We start from the raw sequence: 20,587 nt of genomic DNA, 5'->3' as shown, positions 1-20,587 counted from the left end.
AGAAGGTCTTTTTGTGCTTGCGTTTTACTTTACCGATCACCGGAATGTGCTTACGAGCCTTCTGGTACGCAAGTTATCAATAATCTCCTTCGGGCGTTTCCCCAACGCCTATCCGACTTATCTTTTCATCTCCTTTATATCCCCTTTTCGGACGTTGCCGATGCTTCGGATCATCGGGCTTCCGAAGGAGTTTATTGTACGTAAATAAAACGAATAATTGGAGGAATTAAATTTGGCTAAGAAAGTCCATACAGTAAATTTAAAAGGTAACTATACTTACATTGATGGAATTATTGAAGAAGAAACAAAAACAGACATCGAGCGTTATGATCTAAATTCAATCTTAAAATCATTTGATGGTCGGAAAGTGAAAATTTCTATTACCGAAGAAGACGAACTTCCACAAATCAATGAGTAGGTGGTGACTGAATGACAGCTATTTTAGATCCTGTTTTGCATCGTGAAAAAGACGAATCATTTACTGATTATCATATTAGACTTTTCAAAAACAAAGACACTTATCACATTGACACAAAAACAATTGCATCCCTTTTAAATAAGGATCAAGGAACCAACTATGATGAAAGCAAATGGCGTAAAGACTTTAAACAATTTGAACGCTGGCACGATTACTTCATCTCAAAGAATATGAACAAAGAAGTTCAACAAAAACATGAAGAAATTCGCATTGAAACCGAAAAACAAACAATCAAAGCACGAGATCAAAAAAGAGAATACCGCAAGTTCATTGCCAATCAAGCAAGATTTGAAAAAATTAAAGATGATGTTGTTCAAGCTATTGAATCTCTAGAGTCAAAAAGACCCCTTCGCTTCACCTTCCCATCACCTGCTATTACTGAAAAACATGGACTTGCTCTATTCAGTGATTGGCACTTCGGAATGGTAATTGACAACCGCATTAATAAATTCAATAAAGAAATCTTTAATGAGCGTGTAGAACATCTCACCAACAAAGTGATTGAGTATGGTAAGCAGAATCACATTTCCACACTTCATGTAGCAAATCTCGGTGATTTAATCGGAGGCCTAATTCATGTGTCTACAAGAGTTCAGGCCAATGAAGATGCTGTAGAACAAATTAAATATGTATCTGAAACGCTTGCTGAGGTTTTAGCTATGTTGGCTAGTGAGTTTCAAGAGGTTAAGTTCTACAACGTGGCAGGAAATCACGGTCGTCTCTCCCCTTCTAAGAATGATGTGGGGATCAAAGAAAACTTTGAATACCTCATTAATTGGTATCTTGAAGCCAGATTGAAGAATATAAAGAACATCTCAATTGAACCTGAGCAAGACGGATTCATCCCCGCTAAAATCAACAATCAGGAAGTCGTGTTTGTGCACGGCCACTACGATCGTGTTGATCAGTGTGTAACACGATTACCTCAATTACTTGGCTACATCCCTTCTTACATATTCGGCGGTCATATTCATCACAATTACGAAAAAGAGTACGGCAGCACAACAGTTGTAGTAAACGGAGCGCTCGTCGGTGCTGATGATTATGCCATGCAAGGTAGGTTCGGAACAAAACCTTCTCAGAAATTTATGGTTTTTGATGATGCTGGAATTGAGGCTACATACATAATTCGCTTTAAAAATGAAAATCAGGGAGGAAATATACGTGGATTTAGCAATGCATGAAGTGTATAACCTTCACTTGTATGATAAAAAAACTGAGGAGTCTCTAATTGATTTAACAACTCTTCAAGATGTTGAAATCTTTTATAGCGATGAGCATGAAACGTATTTAATTTTTGCAAAAAACGCTCTGCTAAACTTTGATGTTCTTAAATTTTTAGGTGATTATAAAGCCCCTACCTCCTTTGAATCAAAGTTAGGGAAGAAACAATATATTTCAGTTTTAAAAGAGACTCCTCGCTCTGAATTCAAATTATTAGCTGAAACAATTGGTCGCCATATTGAGACAACAAAGTCACACAAGGTTACTTTAGAATTTAACAATGTCGAAATTATTTCTAGAGCAGAACTTAAAGGTGTTAGTGGAGAAGTTTCAGGTTTAGATTTGATTTTCAAAGTAAACCCACAAGATAACGAATTCTTTAAAATTCACTATTGATAAAACTTTAATTTTATAGAGATGAGGATGAGGATGATTGAAAGAAGAAACTAAAGTTCTTTGGGAATATGTAAAGCTACTAAAAGAAATTAATGATAGTGGTTATCTGTGTAACAGGGAATTAAAAGACGCCCTAGCAAGTTTGCATAAAAGCCTGGGATTTGAGAAAGCCACTAAAAGTGAACAATTGAACCAAGACGTCAAATTCTCTACTAAACCCTTAAACGGAACGAGTTACACATTGAGTGCGGGCCATAATCCTGAAAGAATTGCTGTAATTAATCCTGGAAGAGAAGAAACAACCTTTTTAATTATTGATTTAAATAATTCCCGTATTGAGGACATCTCTAAGAAAGTGGAGCATGGAACGTTTAAACATCAGGCTAGTCAAATAAAAGCCATGATTATAGACAAACGACCGAGTAAATTAATAATTGATGCAAACGGTATTGGAAAAGGTTTGCTTGATGCTCTTGCTGATATATTAAAAGGAACCAAGGTTGTTTTGTCCAAAAATGGTACCTTAACTTATAAATAAAATACTTTTTTAGAACGCCTAGTGATGATTGAGGAAGCCTTGTCCCCTCTCTATTGCTGGGCGTTTTATAAAACGTGTTTTTGAACAATAATACGGAGGTGAACCAATGCCAAGAAAAGCCAAAGAAAAGGAAAAATTGATTTGTGCTGCTTGTCAAAAAGAAAAGGACAAAGAGTCGGGGTTCTACAATTCACGAAGCAGCCTGTATGAGAAAACAGGAAAAGTCCCTATTTGCAAGACTTGCTTGAAGAAAAACATTGATTACAACAATATTGAATCAATATATACAGTCTTACAACAGATTGATGTTAAATTTGATCCGTTGTATTGGGAACAAGCTGAAAAGAGAAAAACAGATACATTTAGCGCTTATATGACAATGGCTAATTCATTGAAGCAATTTAACGGTACTGGTTATAAAGACAGTGTTTTTGAAAGACAACCAGAGAATCCACTTATAGAGGAATCTACGCCTACAAACAATTCTGGTGCTAGCCCACCTGAAATCTCAGATGACCTGATTGATAAATGGGGAATTGGTTACACCCCTGATGAGTACCGTCAGTTTGAAAGAAAATACAATAAACTTATTCGAAATTACGGAGAAAAAACCACACTTCATACCGAAGGCTTGCTTTCATATATTCGTTTTCGTGTAAAAGAGGAATTAGCAACTGCTAAAGGTGATGTAAAAGAAGCTAAAGAATGGGGTTCATTAGCTTCAAAAGCAGCTACAGATGCAAAAATTAATGTATCTCAGTTAAGTAAGAGCGATATCAGTGGTGGTGTCGATGTACTTTCTCAATTATTTGAAGCCGTTGAAACAGAATTGGGCATTATCCCCCTTCTCCCTCGTTTAGCAGCTCAACCATATGATGACGCTGATCTAATCATTTGGGCGATTATAAATTATTACAGAAGGCTTGAAGATAAGGAAAAAGTCGATTACAAGGACATTTACCACTTTTATGATGAAATGCTCGAAGAGGACTTCAAATCAAAAGGATTGTCGCCTGAAGAAATTGATAAACTGAAGAGTGCTCGTAACAATGTGTTCAGAGATTTAGAGAATGTGTACAAAGAACCTCTTTATGACACAGGTGATGAAGAGTAATGGCTAGTTATAAAAACTTTACCTCAAAAAACAAGAAGCACACAAAAAACAGAACAGATATTTACGACGCAGCTTTTGAAACTCCTCTGAATCCAGATGACAATTCAAACCTCATTGGAAAGAATATCTCCAAGTGGGCTGAGTTCACCTCATTTATTCGTTTTTATCCAGACATTTTTTACGATATGTTGAAACCTGAAGTCGGCGGAATTGAGTTGGATTTATACCAAAGAGTTATGATGAGAACCCTCAGTCGCTTCCCTCAGAACTACTTCTGCATTCCACGTGGCGGATCAAAAACGCTTACCCAGATCATGGTTGCTTACCATACAGCTATTTGCTTCCCTAATGTAACATTAGCCATTACCGCTTCCACAAAGGAATCGGCGGTAAAAATATGGAAAGAAAAACACGAGGAAATTTTAAGGTTTTACCCTTCCATTAAAGATGAAATCAAGAGTGAAAACTTTTCAAAAGACAGTGGTCGAGTCGAATTTCAAAACGGGGCAATTATCGATAACCTGGCAAACGCTCAATCCTCTAAGGGTTTACGTAGAAGACGTGGCTCCTTAGAAGAATCTGCCTTGATTGATAAAGATTTATACGATGATGCTATCGAGCCGATCTTTAATATCCCTCGCACAACCATGACTGGCGAAATTGATCCCGCTGAATTAAATGGTCAGATTAACCGATTCTCTACATCAGGATATAAAAACTCAGATGAGTATGAAAAAATCCTTACAATGGTTAAGGAAACCGGTGATCTTAAAGGATCCTTTGTATTCGGATCAGATTGGCGCATTCCTATTCACTTTGGTCGTCAAAAAATGTCTGTTATTAATAAAGCACGACAAGGGAATGTAACTCGATTCCGTCAGAACTATCTTTGTGATTGGATTGGTGCCAGTGACGGTGCTTTAATTAATATCAGTAAATTGATCAAAGCTCGGACAATTACCCACCCTGAACTTTCCTGTCCGAGAGATAAAAATAAGAACTTCTTGCTACATGAATATGTAATTGGGGTTGACGTAGCCCGCTCTGCAGCTGAATCAAACAATAAAACAGCTATCGTCGTTTTGAAGATTATCAGAAACAGCAACAACCTCATTAGGCAAGTTCAAGTAGTCAATATCATAGAGCCGCCAAACGGATTGAGTTTTAAAGAACAATCAATCATGGTAAAAAGAGTTTTCAAAAACTATGGAGGAAATCAAGATACTTCCCTCTCAAGAGTTAAAGCTGTTATTGTCGATGGAAACGGAGTCGGTGGCGGTTTAATCGACCGGTTATTAGAGGATGTTACGGATCCGGAGACCAATGAAGAACTTGGGTGCTGGGCTACAATAAACACTGATCAAAAGCCAGATGTCCCAAATTCGCCGGAAATCGTTTATAACCTAAAATCCCAAGGCATTAACCAAGACATTATTACTCAATTCTTGGATTATGTAGAGTCCGGAAAATTGAAGTTGCTTAAGTCCTATGATGACATCAAGAACCAAAAAAGCATATCTGATGATGTAATGATTGAAGCAGCATGTATTCAAACTCAATTGTTCATTGATGAAGTTGCAAACCTCCGAATTAAAAAGACACAGAATTCTTTCACTGTTGAGCAAGTTGTAAAAAGAATTGATAAGGATAGGTACAGTGCAATTGCTTATGCTCTGTATTACATAGCTTTATTTTTAGAAAAGGAAGAATCCGATGATGAGTATTCATTTGGATTCTTTTTTAATTAGAGATTGAGGAGGTGAATAATGACTACACCTGAACCACAGTCATCATATGAATTTAATACAAATTTAGCACCGCTTGATTCATTGTTTTTCAATGATTTATTTAACGGCATTTCTTACGACAAAGTTAAATCATGGCTCAAAGACCACAACGTCTATAATAAACAGATTAGAGATGCCTCTAAATTGCTTTATAACGCAAATGGCGTGTATAGAAACGTTATTGACTACATGGTTGCCCTTCCTACTTTAGACAGAGTTATTTTGGGATCAAGTAAAGTGGATAGTTTCAAATCGAACAAACAAAGATTCAACCTGGCTTTAAGAAAAATCGCCGACAAAAGTGCTGTCAGGGATGCATTAGGAAAACTCAGCAAATATGGCACTGGTTTTTATTATTTTGATTCTGTGGTGAATGATTCCTTCCCCACTACTCTAAGTGACAATGAGATCGGATCAATAACTGAATCAAATGCTATTGACGACTTTAATTGTTCCGTTCTCCCCCTTCCTCTCGATTATTGCAAAATTATAGGCAGGAAAAACTCCTCTTATCAGTTAGCTTTTGATGTCTCCTATTTTGACAAGTTCACAAGTAACGGAAGATCGCTCAAGCTTAGACGATGGCCAGAAGAAATTAGACAAGGCTATAGGGCTTATAAGAAAGATCAAAATCGAAAATGGCTAGTTCTTGATAACAATAAGACCATTGCTGTTAAAGGAAGCAGCGACATTGAAGATCAATGGGGACGCCCAATCGGTTTATCTGCATTTATTGATATGGTTTATGATGAATACTTTGTTGACACTAAACGGAACATTTTAGATGAGCTCAACAGCACTTTAATTTATCAGACTTTCCCTGAAGGTGATCAAAAAGGTAAATCTGCATTATCTCAGAAGCAACAGGAACAGCAGCATGAGAATATAAAAAAAGCATTAGTTGCTAAAGGAAGCGTTAAAGGTGTTAAGTTCTTCTCCTTGGCTTCGGGAACAAAATTAGACAAGTTAGAAACCAATGTGGATTTCTTGAAGGTTAAAGGTGAAGACGAGCTCATTAAGCGAATTACTACAAATTTAGGATTTGCCGGTTCTGCTCTCAACGGGCAAGATGGTAACTACTCTTCTCAACAAACCAATATCGAGATGGTTTCTTCCCAAATATTCTCCTGGTTAGAACAAATTCAAAGTGAGTTTAACAAGGTGATAAACGCCAATATCATCAAAGATCCTCGCTCTTATATTGAGGTTTATTACCTCCCTCTTACTCACGTTAACAGGAAAGAAAAAGTCCAAAACATGAAAGATCTTTATACAAGTGGTCGAGGTAGCCTTATTGCTTGGATAGCCGCGACTGGATGGAATCCTGATGCTTACTTATCCCTAATGGAATATGAAAAAGACGAAGGTTTTGATGAAAAGTTCCCTGTTCATGCGACCTCTTTCACAATGAGTAAGAATAGCGACAAGTCAGCCGGCGCACCTGAGATCGACGATCCGAAAAATGAAAACACGATTAAATCGAAGACAAATAACAGTAACGGAACGCCTTCTGGCTCTTGAGAGGAGGTGATTAGTATTTGAAAAGCACGATTTTAGAAATTAACAATCAGAAGAAAACCAGTGGTCAGACATACATCAAGTGGGTCGTTCTTGAAATTCATGAAAACAATACTCAGTTTAACAAGAATGGCATTACCTGGCTGGAGAAATACATAAACGCTAACCTTGAATCAATCAAGTTAATGCCAATTTGCGCAGAGTTCTTGGATGATGAAAACAGTGAGCCATTCGGACACGGGTTAACAGAAGTCAAGGACGGTACCCCGCTCTTTGAAAACAGCGCTGTGGTTGGTACGACCACCAATGCTTACATTGATACTATAGATGTTAATGGTGAGCCAAAAAGAGTGTTAATAGCTGAAGGCTTCCTATACAACCAGCGCTACCCTAAATTTGTCCAATGGTTAAAATCAAAAATGTTTGATGGTGATTTCCCTGAAACCTCGGTTGAGATAGCAGCTGTGGAAGGTTCAGATGCAATTGAATATGAAGGTGGCTGGAAAGAACAAGGACGTATACCTATGAAATTTGACTTTACAGGTGATGCAATTTTAGGTATTGACCCTGCAGATGACGCTGCCATTTTACTTGAATTAAACAGTAACAAAAAGGAGGATAATTTAATGTCAAAATCTCAAGAAGAAGTAGTCCTTGAGTTAAACAACAAACTTGATAATAAGAATAAAGAAATTGGAGAGTTAAATCAAAAAGTTGAGAAACTTACTGAGGACTTAAAGCAAAAAACTGAAGAACTGAATGCTGCTGTTAAAGCTGCAAAGGATGAAAAAGCTAAGGCTGAAGCAAAAGAAAAAGAAGCGCAAAAAGCCAAGGATGAAAAAGCCAAGGCAGATGAAGAGCTTAATTCCCTAAAGGAATTCAAAAACAAGGCGGTAGCCGAAAAGATGCAAGGAGAGCTTAACCAAGCTTTAAAGGAATATTCTCCTGAAGAAAAGGATGTCGCAAAAGAGAAAATTGAAATGTTCTCTAAGTCCCCTTCTATCGAGCTTAAAAACGAAATTATTTCTGAAATCAACTCAGCAATCGCCCGATCCTTCATCGCTGAACGCTCAAAGAAACAAGCCTCTGAGACTAATAGCAAAAATTTCGATATTTATTCAGACGTTCGTGATTCTGGGCAACAAGGTTCAGTGACAATTGATGATCTTTATTAAGATAAAATAACACTTTTATAAACTTTAGGAGGAATACTTAATGTTCAAATTCGGAACAATTGGTGCTTACAAACAAGTACGAAATAATCCACGATGCAAGGCAAGTGTCGATCTAGTCCCTGGTCTAGTCGTAGTCCCAAATGATTCTTCTGGTAATGCATTCCCTCCAGGCGCATCTTCATCTGCAAAAGGTGATGTGTATGTGGTTGGAAACATTATTGATAAACCTGAAATCCGTGATAAAGCCGACTTCAAAGTTTTAAAAGGTGAATATGTCCTTGCTTTTAATTTAGCAGACTTAAAAGGACTGCCCATTGAACTCAGCTCAGACGTGGTAGTTGATTATGATGCGCTTGTTAAAGATGACGTATTGGTTCCTGCTGCGGACAAAACAGGTAAATGGGTTAAAGCTGGAGATGACGTTGCAGAGTTTAAAGTATCTCTAAAAGTCTTAGAGAAAAATACATTTGGCGGAAAAGGTTTGTACCTAACAGTACAGGCTTAATTAATATTCTGGAGGTAATTATTAATGTTTACAGTTGAATTAAACAATGTTCAAAAAGACTCGAACCATTATGCAAATGCTAAATTGAATGCTAAATCCCCTATTGTAGAAATCTTTTCTGCAGCTGCAACGGGTCAAGATCTTTCCAAATTTGGAGCAAAAGCTGATGCTGCTATGACCCATGTGAAGGAACTAGCTTCTAAAGCTATCATGGGTAACCCTGTAGCTAAAGCCGAAATTAACACAATTGTTCGTTATGCTATTGAGCCTAAACTTATTTCAGCAATTAAGCTATTTGATTTTATGGGCACATTTAGAACTATTGGCTATGATCAGCAACCAATGATGACAACATACGCACATGAATCCATCCGAAGCCAATTCCAAGCATCCCGTGGCGACGTACCGTTCGCTACTACAACTTGGAGCGAATATCCAATTGGAACTCAAACCATTTCTTCTGGTTATGCTGTTAACTATCGTGAGATTCAAAGTGGAAACCTCGATAAAGTAGCTGAAGGCATGGAACAAGTTCAAACGGATATGATGAACAAAGCAATGTACTATGTAGTAAATGAAATGTTCAATGCAATTAAAAATGCAACAGGCGTTAAATACTTTGCTGAAACTGAAAATATCACCAAATCATCTGTAGACGATATAATCACAAAGATTCGCCGATTTGGACAACCTTCTATTGTTGGTGACTTTTCTGTTGTTTCTCAGTTAAATGACTTTGCAGGATTCCAGGCTGTAGCCGGAGATGCTTCAAGCACTAAGCTCCCTCAATCTGTAATGGATGAAATCCGAAGAACCGGATTGCTTAACACTTATAAAGGTTCTTCTGTTGTAGAATTGCCTAACTCTTATAATCTTACTGAATTAAACAAAGCCGGCGACAACTTCAAAACATATCTTCCTGAAGGTCTTCTCTTCTTCATTCCTCAAGGCAAAAAGTCTCCTCTTCAAGTATTCCAAAAAGGCGGACTTACTTCAATGAATGGTAACGACATCATCACTGGAACTGAGATCACTCGTTTTGATATGGAAATTGGAGCTGGTGTAGCCAAAGGACAAGAGCATCAAATTGGTCTCATCAGAGACACCAAATATGAATTGCCACAAATTTAAACAATTTAAAATCTAGGAGGGCTGTGTCCCTCCTTTTATTTTTGGAGGGATTACATGTCTTTTAATTTAGATAAAAAGATCACAATTAAAAACCTATGTCCATGGGATTTATATTTCCGAAAGATTGACACTCACGGAGACTTCAGATTGCCAGCCAATGGGATTAGACAGATTACAGCTGGAGAAGTGCAATCCCAAGTTTATGACAATACCTCACTGTTTACCGGAACTGACGGGCAAGGTACCCACGCCAAAATCTATATCGATGACAAAGAAACCCGTGTGCACTTAGGTTTCGAGACTGAAGATAAAGATGACAAGCAAGAAATTGTTACTGTAGAACGAATTAAACAAATCTTGGGGTATAAAACACAAAAAGCCTTCGAAGAAAACGTTCAAAAGGAAATCTTACTTGAGTCTGAAAAAGCTCAACTGTTTGATGTAGCTAAAAAAGAAAAGATTAATGATTACGCCAAGATTAAGTTCATTGAAGAATACACTGGATTTAAATTTGATACTCAATCATAAGGGAGGTTAAATCTTGACTCCTTATGAAAAAATAATTAACGTTTTCCACTCAATGTTTCAATCAAATGAAATTCTCCCCGATGGTCTTGAGCACCAGTTTTTCATTAACGCAGTTGGTGAATACGAAACCGAACTGACGGAACTTGGTTATGATGAAAAGTCCAATACATTTAAATATCCCCTTACCTCATCACAAATTCAAGTTTTAGGAATGCTTATGTACAAAGGATTCTCTTTCAGATATCGAGACAGAGCCTTAAAATTAAACAACGTTGTAGGAAGAGATGTTCAATTGACAGGTTTATCTAATACTAAAGCTCAGGTTAATAGATCCTATGAAGATCTTGTCGATGAGATTGAAAAAAAAATGAGCAAACTGAAAGTGAATAATTTTGATTGAGGTGATTAGATGTCTACAGATTGGTATCTAACCTCTTCTTCAAATTATTTGAGTGGCTGGGAAAACGAAGAGTTTAATTCAAACAAGTATGAAATTTTCAAAGAAATCTTAGCAAATTCACCTGAAACTTACGATATTGAATTAAATGGAAAACCTGAACAGGTGATAATTCAAACCACTCAGGACAGTGAAACAAAAAAAGTCCTTACAGTTTTAGGCTTATTAAATCGTGGGGACTTGATTTTGTATGACGGTAGTTACTGGTTAGTTAATTCACGCCCTACCGATAACAAAATGAATGACAGTGCTACTATGCGGCTTTGTAATTCATCAATTAGTCTAACATCTTCTGATAAACTTATTGATTCTGGAAAGATTGATGAAGTTACAGGGAGACCGATAAAGATTAAAGTTCCTGGTGAGAAGGTTGACGTCCCGTGTGTTTTAGAACGAACAACCTCGACAATTGGATCAGAATTGGCCATAAACATTCCTGAAGGGCAAGCACATGTCACCATCCCCTTTTTAAAACATGAAAAATTAAAGAAGGGTCTTTTTCTTTCTTTTTATGGCGAAGAATTCCGTGTTGATGATATAGACTATTCCAAGGTCTATGGAGACACCGGAACAATTAGACTTATAGCCAAAAAGAAAGTTGGAGGTGATAGCGAATGAGTATGATGGTCGAACATATGACAACTGTATTCAGAACCATTATGAATGATACAGAATTGAATCGTCTTTTATATTATAAGGATGACCCTCTCTCCTCTTCTCTCCCTGACGTTCAGACGTTGGAAAATTATTATGATCCAGTTGATGATTCCCCATCAATATTAAGCTCAATAATTAAGCGTGCTCCCAAAACTGATGATTTAACCGATCAACCAATTTGCAGGCTTTGTGTTTATCTTGGCAATGGAATCCCTAAACCCTCAACCCAAAGTGTGATGCTGCTAGATCAAGATTTGATGATTGATGTTTATACACACATTAACACCTATGAAGAGACTGAATTCAGGAACCTGAAAATTACTGATCGTATTTGTGACATGCTCTTCAATCAAAATTTTGCTGGTATCGGTAAAAATATTAAATACACAAGACTGCTCATATCGAACGCACCTGAAGGATATTTGGGATACAAATTAATATTCACTTTCGGAGCTATGAAATGATTGATATGGAGTTTTTCATTACTGGAGAACCTATCTCTACAGAACTTGGTGAATGCAGATTCATTAAAGTTAAAGAGTATGGTCAGTTAGCCAATTATTTAAGGCTAATCAAAATGTCCAAAAAAGAGATCATCTATGTTTATAGCAAAGAAGATGTTAATCGTTTTGGGGAACTTGATGAGCTTATTGCTGAATTAAAAAAAATGACTCTTTATGAAATTTCGTGTACCCTTCCTAATTTTCAAGAAGCCTATAGCACAGTGTTATCTAAAATGTTCAACGGAGAAGAAATACTGGATAAGCTTACTCCAGACAACTTCGATTCCATTAGAGATATTGTGTTAAAAATGTGTTGTTTGAAGGAAGAAAAAATAAGCTCCAATCCTGAGATTCAAAAAGCTAATGAACGAAGTAAAAGAGTTAAGAGTCAAGATGTTGACCCAGTTAATATGGCAGATATCATTAGCACAGTGTCAACTTATACAGGCTATCTTTATAAAGACATTAATGACATGACCCTGTTTCAACTTTATATGACTTATCACCGGATTGCTCAATTCAAGCAATATGACACTTCTACCCTCTTTGCTACAGTTTCACCAGAAGCAGGTAAAAACATTGTGAACTGGGATAAACACATTGATTTATTTGAGGAAGAGAAACATTACATAAGCCGAGATAAGTTTATGAAAGAGACCAAAGGTTTTAAGGGCAGCTAAAAGCTGTTCTTTTTTATTTTAAGGAGGAAATCTATAGATGAAAACAGTTATTCAAGATACAGCTGATGTTTATTTCAGAAGAAAATCTGATGGTCAGCTTGTATTCACAGCAGAAGCACAAACAGCTTCATTCTCCCAAGCCATCTCCGAAGAAAAACTTCGTGGTGGTATCGGGAATAAACCACTTTACATCTTGAAGTCTGAAAAAGAAATCAATCTTACCGTCAAGAATGCATTTTTCGACCTTGAATGGTTGGCAATGACACAAGGAGAAACAATTGAAGAAGAAGCTAAAGTTCAGGTATTTGACCGTGAACATGGTCTAATTGTTGATGACAAAAATGCGGTTACTCTGAAAGGTAAACCGGTAAGTGATGTAACCTTCTTCAACAAAAAAGGATTAACTTATAAGACGCCTGTATCTACAGATGGCACGTATTTAATCCCTACTGGATTTGCTGGTACAAAAGAGAAATTAACAGCCGTATATCAGATTAACAAAATCGGCAGACGGCTCGCTATTAAAGCAAGTAAATTCTCTGAGCGATATGAAGTTGAGTACCGTACAATTGCGTATAACCCTGATACCGAAGAGGTCTATAGCGATATCTACATTCAATTCCCTAACGTATCCCCTTCAGGTGAGTTTGAAATGTCCCTCGAAAACGGTAATGCATTAGCTCCAGAAATTAAATTTGAAGCACTGGCCGATACTGACACAGATGAGATGGCTGTTGTTATTGAAGCGAGTAGAGATGATAATGCAGCCACTCCAGATCCTGACCCTGATACAGAAACTCAAACTAAATCCGTAGACGTTGGCAATTAATTTTACAGGAGTGATTTTTAATGGCAGCAAAACTTAATGATTTCGATGGCGTAAAATCTTCAGCTAGAGATGATGGAAACGGTGGTTTAGTAACTGACATTCATCTCAAATCACAAGAAAAGCCTCTCCAAGTTGACTTCCCTCAATCTGGTTTGGATGCTATCAAAGGCATTCAAGTACAATCCCCTTCGGTGACCTTGAATGAAAGAGATCCCGGTTTCTCCTCTTTTAAAACGGATAAATTCACTGTTACTTCAACAGCCCAAAAAGTGACTGCAGGCATCACTGACAGAACAGCACTTACTATTTATCCTCCCGCAGAAGGCACGGTTTACATTGGAAACTCTACTGTAACTGCTGATACAGGTATCCCATTGACCGCCGGTGACAAACCTTTTTCGGTGCCTGTTGCTGCTGGCAAAACACTTTATGTCTATGTGATTAATGACGGTACTGACAGAGATGTAAGAATATTTGAAGCTAAATAATTTGAGGGGATATTTCCCCTCTCCTTTTTAAATAAAAGTCAGTTTTTAAACAGACTTAGGAGGTGGAGTTGTTGACAGAAACCGATGAAAATATTTTAAAAACCATTCCAGATAAAGCAACCTTTACATTCCACGAAGCAACAACTGCCCCGTCTGAAGGTGAAGAATTTGTAGTATCACATTATCGGGATATTACTGTTAAGATCTCTGGTTCCTCAACTTCAAGAGAAATAAAATTCTTTGCCGTAGATGAAAATGGTGAAAAGACAGAAATTGCTGGAACAAACAAAACTGATTTTCAATTAGGTACGGGGACATTGAATACAAATGAAAACTGGGATTTCGATATTGCGGGGGTTTTCAAATTCATGGTTGAGGTTGTTTCCGTAAATGGAGATATAACGATTAAAGGAATTGCGGTGAGTTAATGAGTAGCAGTAAATTTGTAGGTCAGCTCAAACAAAACAATGAGCAAATTAATAATCTTAAAGATCAATTTTTCAGAACTGAATCTCATATGTCAGATCATGAAAAACGCTTGAATGACAAAGTTGATGAGTTCATGGAAAAGCAGAATTTCGATTTGAAAATGCACATTCAAAACAATGAGAATCCACATCAAGTTACAAAAGAACAAATTGGATTATCAAATGTACTCAATGAAGAGCAGGCTACAAAAGTGAATTTTGATAGCCATCTTGACGATAAGAAAAATCCCCATTCAGTTACTAAAAGCCAAGTTGGTTTGTCTAAGGTTGATAACATTCAGCAAGCAGCGAAAATTGATTTTGACGCTCACGATGCAGACCTCGATCGACATATCACAAAGGATGAGCGCAGTTATTGGAACAGTTCCGATGCAAGGTCAAAGTCTTTTTTAGCTGACCATACTAACGATCAATCAAACCCACACAAGGTTACTGCTGAACAGGTTGGGCTTGGGAATGTAGACAATGTAAAACAAGCCGCTAAAAATGATTTTGATGATCATCTGAATGACACCAATGTTCATATCAGTAAGTCTGATCGGGATAAATGGAACGCTGCTCAACTTTTCAAGCTCACTGCCGATGATGGAAAGATAATCTACAAAGACAGTTCCGAAAAAACGGAATACAATGATTTAATTACCTCCGGGTTTTATTTAATCGCTAACCAAGGGCTTCACTCCCCTGCTAACTTGTCCAATGTCTATTTGGTTGTCATGAATTATGGTGATACAGTAGCCCAATTTGCTTTAGAAGCATATTACGGAACTCATACTTATTTCCGATTTAGAAAAAGCGATTTAACTTGGACTTCGTGGCAAACACATGAAACGACTGATGGAGCGCAATCCAGAGCTAATACTGCACTCAACTCAGCTAAAACCTATACTGATACCAAGCTTTCCTCTACGACATGGTACACTCCTACTTTACAGAACGGATGGGTTAATTACACTGATGTTAACTCTACAGATCAAACAGTGTTTAAAACTCGGTATACAAAAGATGCAACAGGGACTGTTTTTGTAGAGGGCGCTATAGCAAAAGGAACGATCGGTTTTGGAGTAGCAGCATTCACCTTACCTGAAGGCTACAGACCCGGAAGAGCGTTTCAGTGGGCTGGTGTAGCTTCCCAAGCAGGAATGTCAGGCATACCCCAGACTCACAGAACGCTTGTTGACACTGAAGGAAGAGTTATTATAGAAAGTTGTACAAATACCTCCAAACCCAATGATTACATTAGTTTCGGTTTTAATTTTAAGGCCGTGTAGGGAGAATATTATGATGCAAGTATACAAATATGACGAAAATTATATTTATGAATCCCCTGTTGTACTTGAAGACGATAGTCCGCTTCCTGATAATTGCACTACTATAGCTCCATCCGATGGTCTTTATATTCCCAAATTCAATCCTAAAACAAAAAAATGGGTTGAGTCCGCATCGAAAGAATACATTGACAGTTTAAAACCACTTGACCCAGAGCCATCGGAAGCTGAAAAAGTTAAAAAACAATTAAGCGACTTAACATATCAACTAATGGTGGATGGTGTACTTTAAATGAATTGGTATGAACTTATAAAAGATTATTACAATGACGGTAATGGTGTGTGGGATGAATATCGCGTAGCACAAGCTGTAGTAAAAGGCAAAATTACACCAGAACAGTACGAAGAAATTGTTGGAAAGAAATATATTGAACCAACTGCCTAATTATGATAATTTTAGATCATGAAAATAATAATTTTTACAACATTAACTATTGCTTTAGTCATATTAGGAGGATGTTCATTTAACGAAGTTGATTCATCAGCTTTAGGATATGGGAAAGGAAGCAGTAAAAAATACGAGCCGCTAATGATTGCACACAGAGGCGCCTCGGAAATTGAGCCAGAACATACACTGCTCTCCTATGAACGAGCAATAAAAGAAAAAGCAGACTACATTGAAATTGATTTACGACAAACCAAAGACGGTCACCTAGTCGCAAACCATGACAAGACTGTTGATCGAACCACAAACGGCAAAGGAGAAGTTGAGGATCTCACATTAGATCAGATTAAAAAGCTACGTACTGGAAAAAGACAAAAGATATTAACTATTGAAGAGATCATTAAAAAATTTGGACAAACTACAAAATATTATATCGAGACTAGAACAAACAACAAAGGCAAATTAGTAATGGAGAAAAAATTAATTGACATACTCTCTAAATATAAACTAATCGCTAATAACAAAGTTGTTTTAGAGTCATTTAGTGACAAAAGTCTAAAGAAGTTACATAAGCTAGACAGCGATGTTCCTCTTGTTCAACTTTTGAAAGATGAAGATATTAAGCCTATGAGCAAATCAAAGCTAAACGAAATAAAAAAATATTCAAATGTTGTTGGGCCTAATGCCAAATTGGTTGATAAAGGTTTTGTTGATTTAGTCCACAAAAACAATATGAAAGTACATGTGTTTTTTAATGCTGATAGAGAAAGAACACTCACACCCAAAATGCTTAAGTTGAAAGTTGATGGACTTTTTACAAATAACCCATCTTATACAGAGAAAGTTCTAAAAGAAGATTATAAATAAAATACAAGTTTTATTTAGACACCTCTCCCCTTTTGAGGTGTCTTTTTTAATGAGTTCAGAGGATATATAAGGAGGAAATGAGATGGCATCGAAAAAATTAAATCTTGGGTTGATCGAAGAAAGTGTAAGCAAATATGACAAGAAAGAACGAGTGCAACTTACTGATGACGTTCATGTTTATATTTACCCTTACTTCTCCCCTACCCGCTTAACCAAAATGCTTACTGAATTAATTACGGATCAAGAAGAGGCAAAAGAAGCTGGAATTAAGTTTGAAGATATTAATCCTGTTCAATGGGGATTCTTTTCATTAATTAAAGAATTTACAGACTTGGGTATTCCAAGTGATATCAAAAACAAAGTAAAGTGGTTTGTTAAGCTTGTGGACTCTGAATTTTTCCCATTGATTATTAGTAGTTTCCCTGAAGAAAGCATGAAGAAATTTAGAGAAGCAACAAAGATGATGCAAGAGAATTTAGACAAACTGTCAAACATATCTCAAGAAGAAATAAATGATCTTATCCTTAATAAGGTCGAAGAGATTGAAAATGAACAAGAGGCTGAATAATGGCCAAGAACATAAAAGAAATAGCAGCACTAATTGAATTTGCCGCAAAGCAAGCCGTTCAAAAGCAATCCAGCACAAAAAATACGATGATTAAAACGGGTCAAGAGCATGTGCAATCTGATGTATATGACACATACGACCCTCTTGCATATGAACGTACGTCTATTTTGAAGGACTCCTTCGTCATTCAAAACGAATCTAACGGAATTTCATTAGACAATACTCGTGAAGACAACGGTAAGGATGTTGCCACGGTTGTTGAGACTGGTCAAGGATATACGTATCCAGATAAATACGGTTATGGTTATGGAAAACCTCGCCCATTTATGAAGAATACCGCTGAATCGTTAAAAGATGGGCGATTGGTTGCTGCTATGAAAAAAGATTTATATACAAGTGGTATTAAAACAGAATAACGGTGGTGTATTAATGGCCAGAGAAATAAAACAAAACATGATGCGCTCTAGAGCCGAAAAGTTGCCCGAAGTCACGGATGAAATGTGGGGTCAGGTTGATGACGAGCATAGAAGCTTAACTCAAGAGTTTCTTGACGCCCACTCATTCCGAGATAAAACCAGGAAGCAATACAACTCCTCTCTTCGTCAGTTCTTCTGGTGGGTGCACAATTCCTTGAATGGGAAGAAGCTTTACAAAATATCTAAAAGGGATTTCATCAGATATCAAAGCTTCCTGAAAAATAGAGGGATGTCTTCAAGTGGAATAGCTTTAAAAAAGGCTGGAGTATCTTCTTTAAATAACTACATTGAAAATGTTGTTGCTGAAGATGACGATAATTACAAATCATTCAGGAACTTTACAAGAGGTCTCCCTGCCATCCCTAAAACAACCACGTATGAAAAAGTAAAGGTTACTTACGATGAATACAGAACAATGATGAAAGTGCTTGAAGAAGATAAAAACTATTTGGGGATGGCTTGGTTAGCTACTGCCTTTAATGTAGGTGCCAGAAGAGCTGAAATCATTCAGTTTAAAACCGAAATCCTGAATTATGAGATACCTGAAGGCCAATCTTATGTCATGGCTCACAAAGTTCTCGGAAAAGGAAAAGGCGAAGGAAAACCCCTCGACTACATGATTAACACAGAAGCTCTGGAATATTTGAAGCTTTGGCATGAACAACGGGGATATGACCATGAATATCTATTTACTACACAGTACGGTGGCCAACCAAGACAAATGTCAGAGGGTTGGGCTGACTATTTTTGTTCTGATGTTCTTTCTGATATCCTCGGTCGCCGCATTAACCCTCACCTCTTTAAGGCCTCCTGTATTACTTACCTTCTTGAAGTCAAGAAAATTAAGATTGAGCTCGTGAGTAAATATGTTGCACAGCATAATGACGTGTCTACAACAATTAAGCATTACGACCTTCGTGATTTTAAAGAAGAAAAGAATCAAATCTTCTCGTAAACATTATGAGTCTCTTCAATCCTTACCAAAGTTCAATTGAGAATATGCAACAGCAAATTAATGAATTGAACGAAGCTGTAGCTGAATTAACTAGGCTGCTTGATACTAAAGCAGATAAGAATCAATTCGGGTCTAAACAGATTGATGAATCCAAGATCAGTGACGGTAAAGTTCTTGTTTACAATGCAAACACCGGTAAACTTGAATACGGAAAGATTAAGAAAAGCTTGTTGGGAGACATATCAATTGATTTGCTTTAGCGACATTCTTTATGAAATGCCTCTTTTATGCAGAATCAAAATCCTTCGATTGAGGGGTTTTGCTTATGGATAAAACCTTAAACTTATTTCCATATTTGACGATAATATGGAGAGGTGAAAAATATGAATAAGACCATACTTAAACACAATTTAGTACAGATGGATAGTCGTGACCTAATCAAATATATACAAAAGGAATTCCCCCACTCCGGCGAACCTTACTCAGAACAAAAACGCAAATTTCAAATCCTGAAATCACTTAATTCATCAGATTTAACTTTAGCTATTTCTCGTATGACTCGAATTGAAGCATCCTTCGATCATACAAAAATGTGGACAGTTGGAAGTGTGCTCATAGGAACATGCTTACTATCTCTCAGAATTATGTTTAGTTTTAATTTGCTTTGGTATATTCTAATCGCAACATCCATTTGCCTTCTCCTACTTTTCATTGTACGAAAGGATAGGGATATTGTTATTACTGCAACATATTTTAAAGAGTTACTCGAGCAGATTAAGTCCGAAAAAGGAAAGTGACTCTCCCCTTTGTTGGTTCTACACTTTTGGAAATCATGGTATAATGTAGGAAAATAATACTGGTGGTGGTTGGATGATCTGGGCAATAGTTATTTTATTGATCATTGCTGCTTTTTTTATAATTGGAGACTTTGGAACAGACAAACAGAAAGAAATTGAGAAAAAAAAGTTGGTTGAAATTGAAACTGCCGGGAACTTCCCTGCTCAGTACAAGGGCATTTTAAATCCAGATAAAACAACAAAACTTACATTGGTTGAACCAGAAGATAAATTTGCAATCCATATGTTCAATCAAAATGGAGAGCTAGAAGAAAAAATTATACCCTTTGAAAAAATCATTGAAGCTGAGGTTTCAATTGATGATAACACAGTTACAAAAGTGTCCAAAGGAAGTCAAATAGCAGGTGCTGTTGTTGGTGGGTTAGCAGCAGGAAGTATTGGAGCATTAGTTGGTGGGTTATCTTCTAATAAGACAGAAACAAAGTACTTCAAAAAAATTGATTTAAAATTAAAGCTCGATGATTTCTCCTCCCCTATTTACAGATTTGATTTTCTGCCAAGCAAAGATGAATTTGGCCTAGAAAATGTAAAAGGGTTTAAACAGGATGATCCAAAAGTTAAAGATGCATTATCAAAGGCTGAAATATGGCAAGGGATTATGGAGATAGCAATACGGAAAGCAAACAAAGTCGCTCAATAATGAGTGGCTTTTTTA

27 protein-coding genes are annotated in these 20,587 nt (G+C 36.9%); all 27 read left to right on the top strand.

The window, feature by feature from the left end; translation table 11 throughout:
• Positions 1 to 232 precede the first annotated feature (232 nt).
• The 27 genes from NYE42_RS09080 to NYE42_RS08950 all read left to right on the top strand — a co-directional run bounded on the left by NYE42_RS09080 (position 233) and on the right by NYE42_RS08950 (position 20,572).
• On the top strand, positions 233 to 418 hold the full coding sequence (locus NYE42_RS09080) for a YonK family protein (RefSeq protein WP_019712268.1): 186 nt from the start codon (positions 233 to 235) through the stop codon (positions 416 to 418).
• An 11-nt stretch (positions 419 to 429) separates the two neighbouring features.
• Positions 430 to 1,662, top strand: a complete 1,233-nt coding sequence (locus NYE42_RS09075; protein ID WP_335392095.1) for a metallophosphoesterase family protein — start codon at positions 430 to 432, stop codon at positions 1,660 to 1,662.
• Positions 1,643 to 2,098 carry a hypothetical protein gene (locus NYE42_RS09070; RefSeq protein ID WP_335392093.1) on the top strand — a complete coding sequence of 152 codons (456 nt, stop codon included), beginning with the start codon at positions 1,643 to 1,645 and terminating at the stop codon, positions 2,096 to 2,098. Before NYE42_RS09075 ends, NYE42_RS09070 begins: the two co-directional genes overlap by 20 nt.
• Before the next feature lie 37 nt (positions 2,099 to 2,135).
• Positions 2,136 to 2,636, top strand: a complete 501-nt coding sequence (locus NYE42_RS09065; protein WP_053574381.1) for a hypothetical protein — start codon at positions 2,136 to 2,138, stop codon at positions 2,634 to 2,636.
• Positions 2,637 to 2,742: 106 nt separating this feature from the next.
• Positions 2,743 to 3,750 carry a hypothetical protein gene (locus NYE42_RS09060; RefSeq protein ID WP_053574382.1) on the top strand — a complete coding sequence of 336 codons (1,008 nt, stop codon included), beginning with the start codon at positions 2,743 to 2,745 and terminating at the stop codon, positions 3,748 to 3,750.
• Positions 3,750 to 5,498, top strand: a complete 1,749-nt coding sequence (locus tag NYE42_RS09055; protein WP_077722254.1) for a hypothetical protein — start codon at positions 3,750 to 3,752, stop codon at positions 5,496 to 5,498. Before NYE42_RS09060 ends, NYE42_RS09055 begins: the two co-directional genes overlap by 1 nt.
• A gap of 18 nt (positions 5,499 to 5,516) precedes the next feature.
• Positions 5,517 to 7,058, top strand: coding sequence for a hypothetical protein (locus NYE42_RS09050; protein WP_352426921.1), 1,542 nt, complete (start codon positions 5,517 to 5,519; stop codon positions 7,056 to 7,058).
• A 17-nt stretch (positions 7,059 to 7,075) separates the two neighbouring features.
• Complete coding sequence (locus NYE42_RS09045) at positions 7,076 to 8,230, top strand: hypothetical protein (protein ID WP_038458738.1); 1,155 nt, start codon at positions 7,076 to 7,078, stop codon at positions 8,228 to 8,230.
• Between the two features lie 40 nt (positions 8,231 to 8,270).
• Positions 8,271 to 8,735, top strand: coding sequence for a hypothetical protein (locus NYE42_RS09040; RefSeq protein WP_352426920.1), 465 nt, complete (start codon positions 8,271 to 8,273; stop codon positions 8,733 to 8,735).
• Positions 8,736 to 8,759: 24 nt separating this feature from the next.
• The gene (locus tag NYE42_RS09035; protein WP_352426919.1) at positions 8,760 to 9,866 is read left to right on the top strand and encodes a hypothetical protein; all 1,107 of its coding nucleotides are present in this window, start codon (positions 8,760 to 8,762) and stop codon (positions 9,864 to 9,866) included.
• 54 nt (positions 9,867 to 9,920) lie between these two features.
• Positions 9,921 to 10,394, top strand: coding sequence for a hypothetical protein (locus tag NYE42_RS09030; protein ID WP_047474205.1), 474 nt, complete (start codon positions 9,921 to 9,923; stop codon positions 10,392 to 10,394).
• Between the two features lie 13 nt (positions 10,395 to 10,407).
• Complete coding sequence (locus NYE42_RS09025; RefSeq protein WP_225045993.1) at positions 10,408 to 10,794, top strand: hypothetical protein; 387 nt, start codon at positions 10,408 to 10,410, stop codon at positions 10,792 to 10,794.
• Between the two features lie 9 nt (positions 10,795 to 10,803).
• Entirely contained in the window at positions 10,804 to 11,469 is a 666-nt protein-coding gene (locus NYE42_RS09020; RefSeq protein ID WP_352426918.1) for a hypothetical protein, read from the top strand.
• The gene (locus tag NYE42_RS09015) at positions 11,466 to 11,972 is read left to right on the top strand and encodes a hypothetical protein (protein ID WP_122504343.1); all 507 of its coding nucleotides are present in this window, start codon (positions 11,466 to 11,468) and stop codon (positions 11,970 to 11,972) included. Before NYE42_RS09020 ends, NYE42_RS09015 begins: the two co-directional genes overlap by 4 nt.
• A complete protein-coding gene (locus tag NYE42_RS09010) occupies positions 11,969 to 12,691 on the top strand; it encodes a hypothetical protein (RefSeq protein ID WP_352426917.1) in 723 nt (240 codons plus the stop codon). The genes NYE42_RS09015 and NYE42_RS09010 overlap by 4 nt, the downstream gene beginning before the upstream one ends.
• Positions 12,692 to 12,728: 37 nt before the next feature.
• Positions 12,729 to 13,520 (top strand): hypothetical protein, encoded by a 792-nt coding sequence (locus tag NYE42_RS09005; RefSeq protein WP_265463582.1) that lies wholly within the window; start codon positions 12,729 to 12,731, stop codon positions 13,518 to 13,520.
• A 20-nt stretch (positions 13,521 to 13,540) separates the two neighbouring features.
• A complete protein-coding gene (locus tag NYE42_RS09000) occupies positions 13,541 to 14,008 on the top strand; it encodes a hypothetical protein (protein WP_352426916.1) in 468 nt (155 codons plus the stop codon).
• Positions 14,009 to 14,079: 71 nt separating this feature from the next.
• Positions 14,080 to 14,436: a hypothetical protein gene (locus tag NYE42_RS08995; protein ID WP_095353070.1), complete on the top strand. Its 357-nt coding sequence runs from the start codon at positions 14,080 to 14,082 to the stop codon at positions 14,434 to 14,436.
• A complete protein-coding gene (locus NYE42_RS08990) occupies positions 14,436 to 15,767 on the top strand; it encodes a pyocin knob domain-containing protein (RefSeq protein WP_095353069.1) in 1,332 nt (443 codons plus the stop codon). Before NYE42_RS08995 ends, NYE42_RS08990 begins: the two co-directional genes overlap by 1 nt.
• 13 nt (positions 15,768 to 15,780) lie before the next feature.
• Entirely contained in the window at positions 15,781 to 16,056 is a 276-nt protein-coding gene (locus tag NYE42_RS08985; protein WP_095353068.1) for a hypothetical protein, read from the top strand.
• The gene (locus NYE42_RS08980) at positions 16,057 to 16,209 is read left to right on the top strand and encodes an XkdX family protein (protein WP_095353067.1); all 153 of its coding nucleotides are present in this window, start codon (positions 16,057 to 16,059) and stop codon (positions 16,207 to 16,209) included.
• 18 nt (positions 16,210 to 16,227) lie between these two features.
• Entirely contained in the window at positions 16,228 to 17,076 is an 849-nt protein-coding gene (locus tag NYE42_RS08975) for a glycerophosphodiester phosphodiesterase family protein (RefSeq protein ID WP_113766212.1), read from the top strand.
• Between the two features lie 82 nt (positions 17,077 to 17,158).
• The gene (locus NYE42_RS08970) at positions 17,159 to 17,644 is read left to right on the top strand and encodes a hypothetical protein (RefSeq protein ID WP_053574393.1); all 486 of its coding nucleotides are present in this window, start codon (positions 17,159 to 17,161) and stop codon (positions 17,642 to 17,644) included.
• Positions 17,644 to 18,060: a hypothetical protein gene (locus tag NYE42_RS08965; protein WP_352426915.1), complete on the top strand. Its 417-nt coding sequence runs from the start codon at positions 17,644 to 17,646 to the stop codon at positions 18,058 to 18,060. The genes NYE42_RS08970 and NYE42_RS08965 overlap by 1 nt, the downstream gene beginning before the upstream one ends.
• A gap of 13 nt (positions 18,061 to 18,073) precedes the next feature.
• Positions 18,074 to 19,075, top strand: coding sequence for a site-specific integrase (locus NYE42_RS08960; protein ID WP_014472041.1), 1,002 nt, complete (start codon positions 18,074 to 18,076; stop codon positions 19,073 to 19,075).
• 44 nt (positions 19,076 to 19,119) lie between these two features.
• A complete protein-coding gene (locus tag NYE42_RS08955) occupies positions 19,120 to 19,335 on the top strand; it encodes a hypothetical protein (RefSeq protein ID WP_218791657.1) in 216 nt (71 codons plus the stop codon).
• 610 nt (positions 19,336 to 19,945) lie between these two features.
• On the top strand, positions 19,946 to 20,572 hold the full coding sequence (locus NYE42_RS08950) for a hypothetical protein (protein WP_095353061.1): 627 nt from the start codon (positions 19,946 to 19,948) through the stop codon (positions 20,570 to 20,572).
• The last annotated feature ends 15 nt before the right edge of the window (positions 20,573 to 20,587 follow it).

Origin of the sequence: Bacillus sp. FSL K6-2865 (assembly GCF_040311405.1) — a bacterium.
Classification (GTDB): domain Bacteria; phylum Bacillota; class Bacilli; order Bacillales; family Bacillaceae; genus Bacillus; species Bacillus velezensis.
This window is presented reverse-complemented; position numbering and strand designations above follow the sequence as displayed.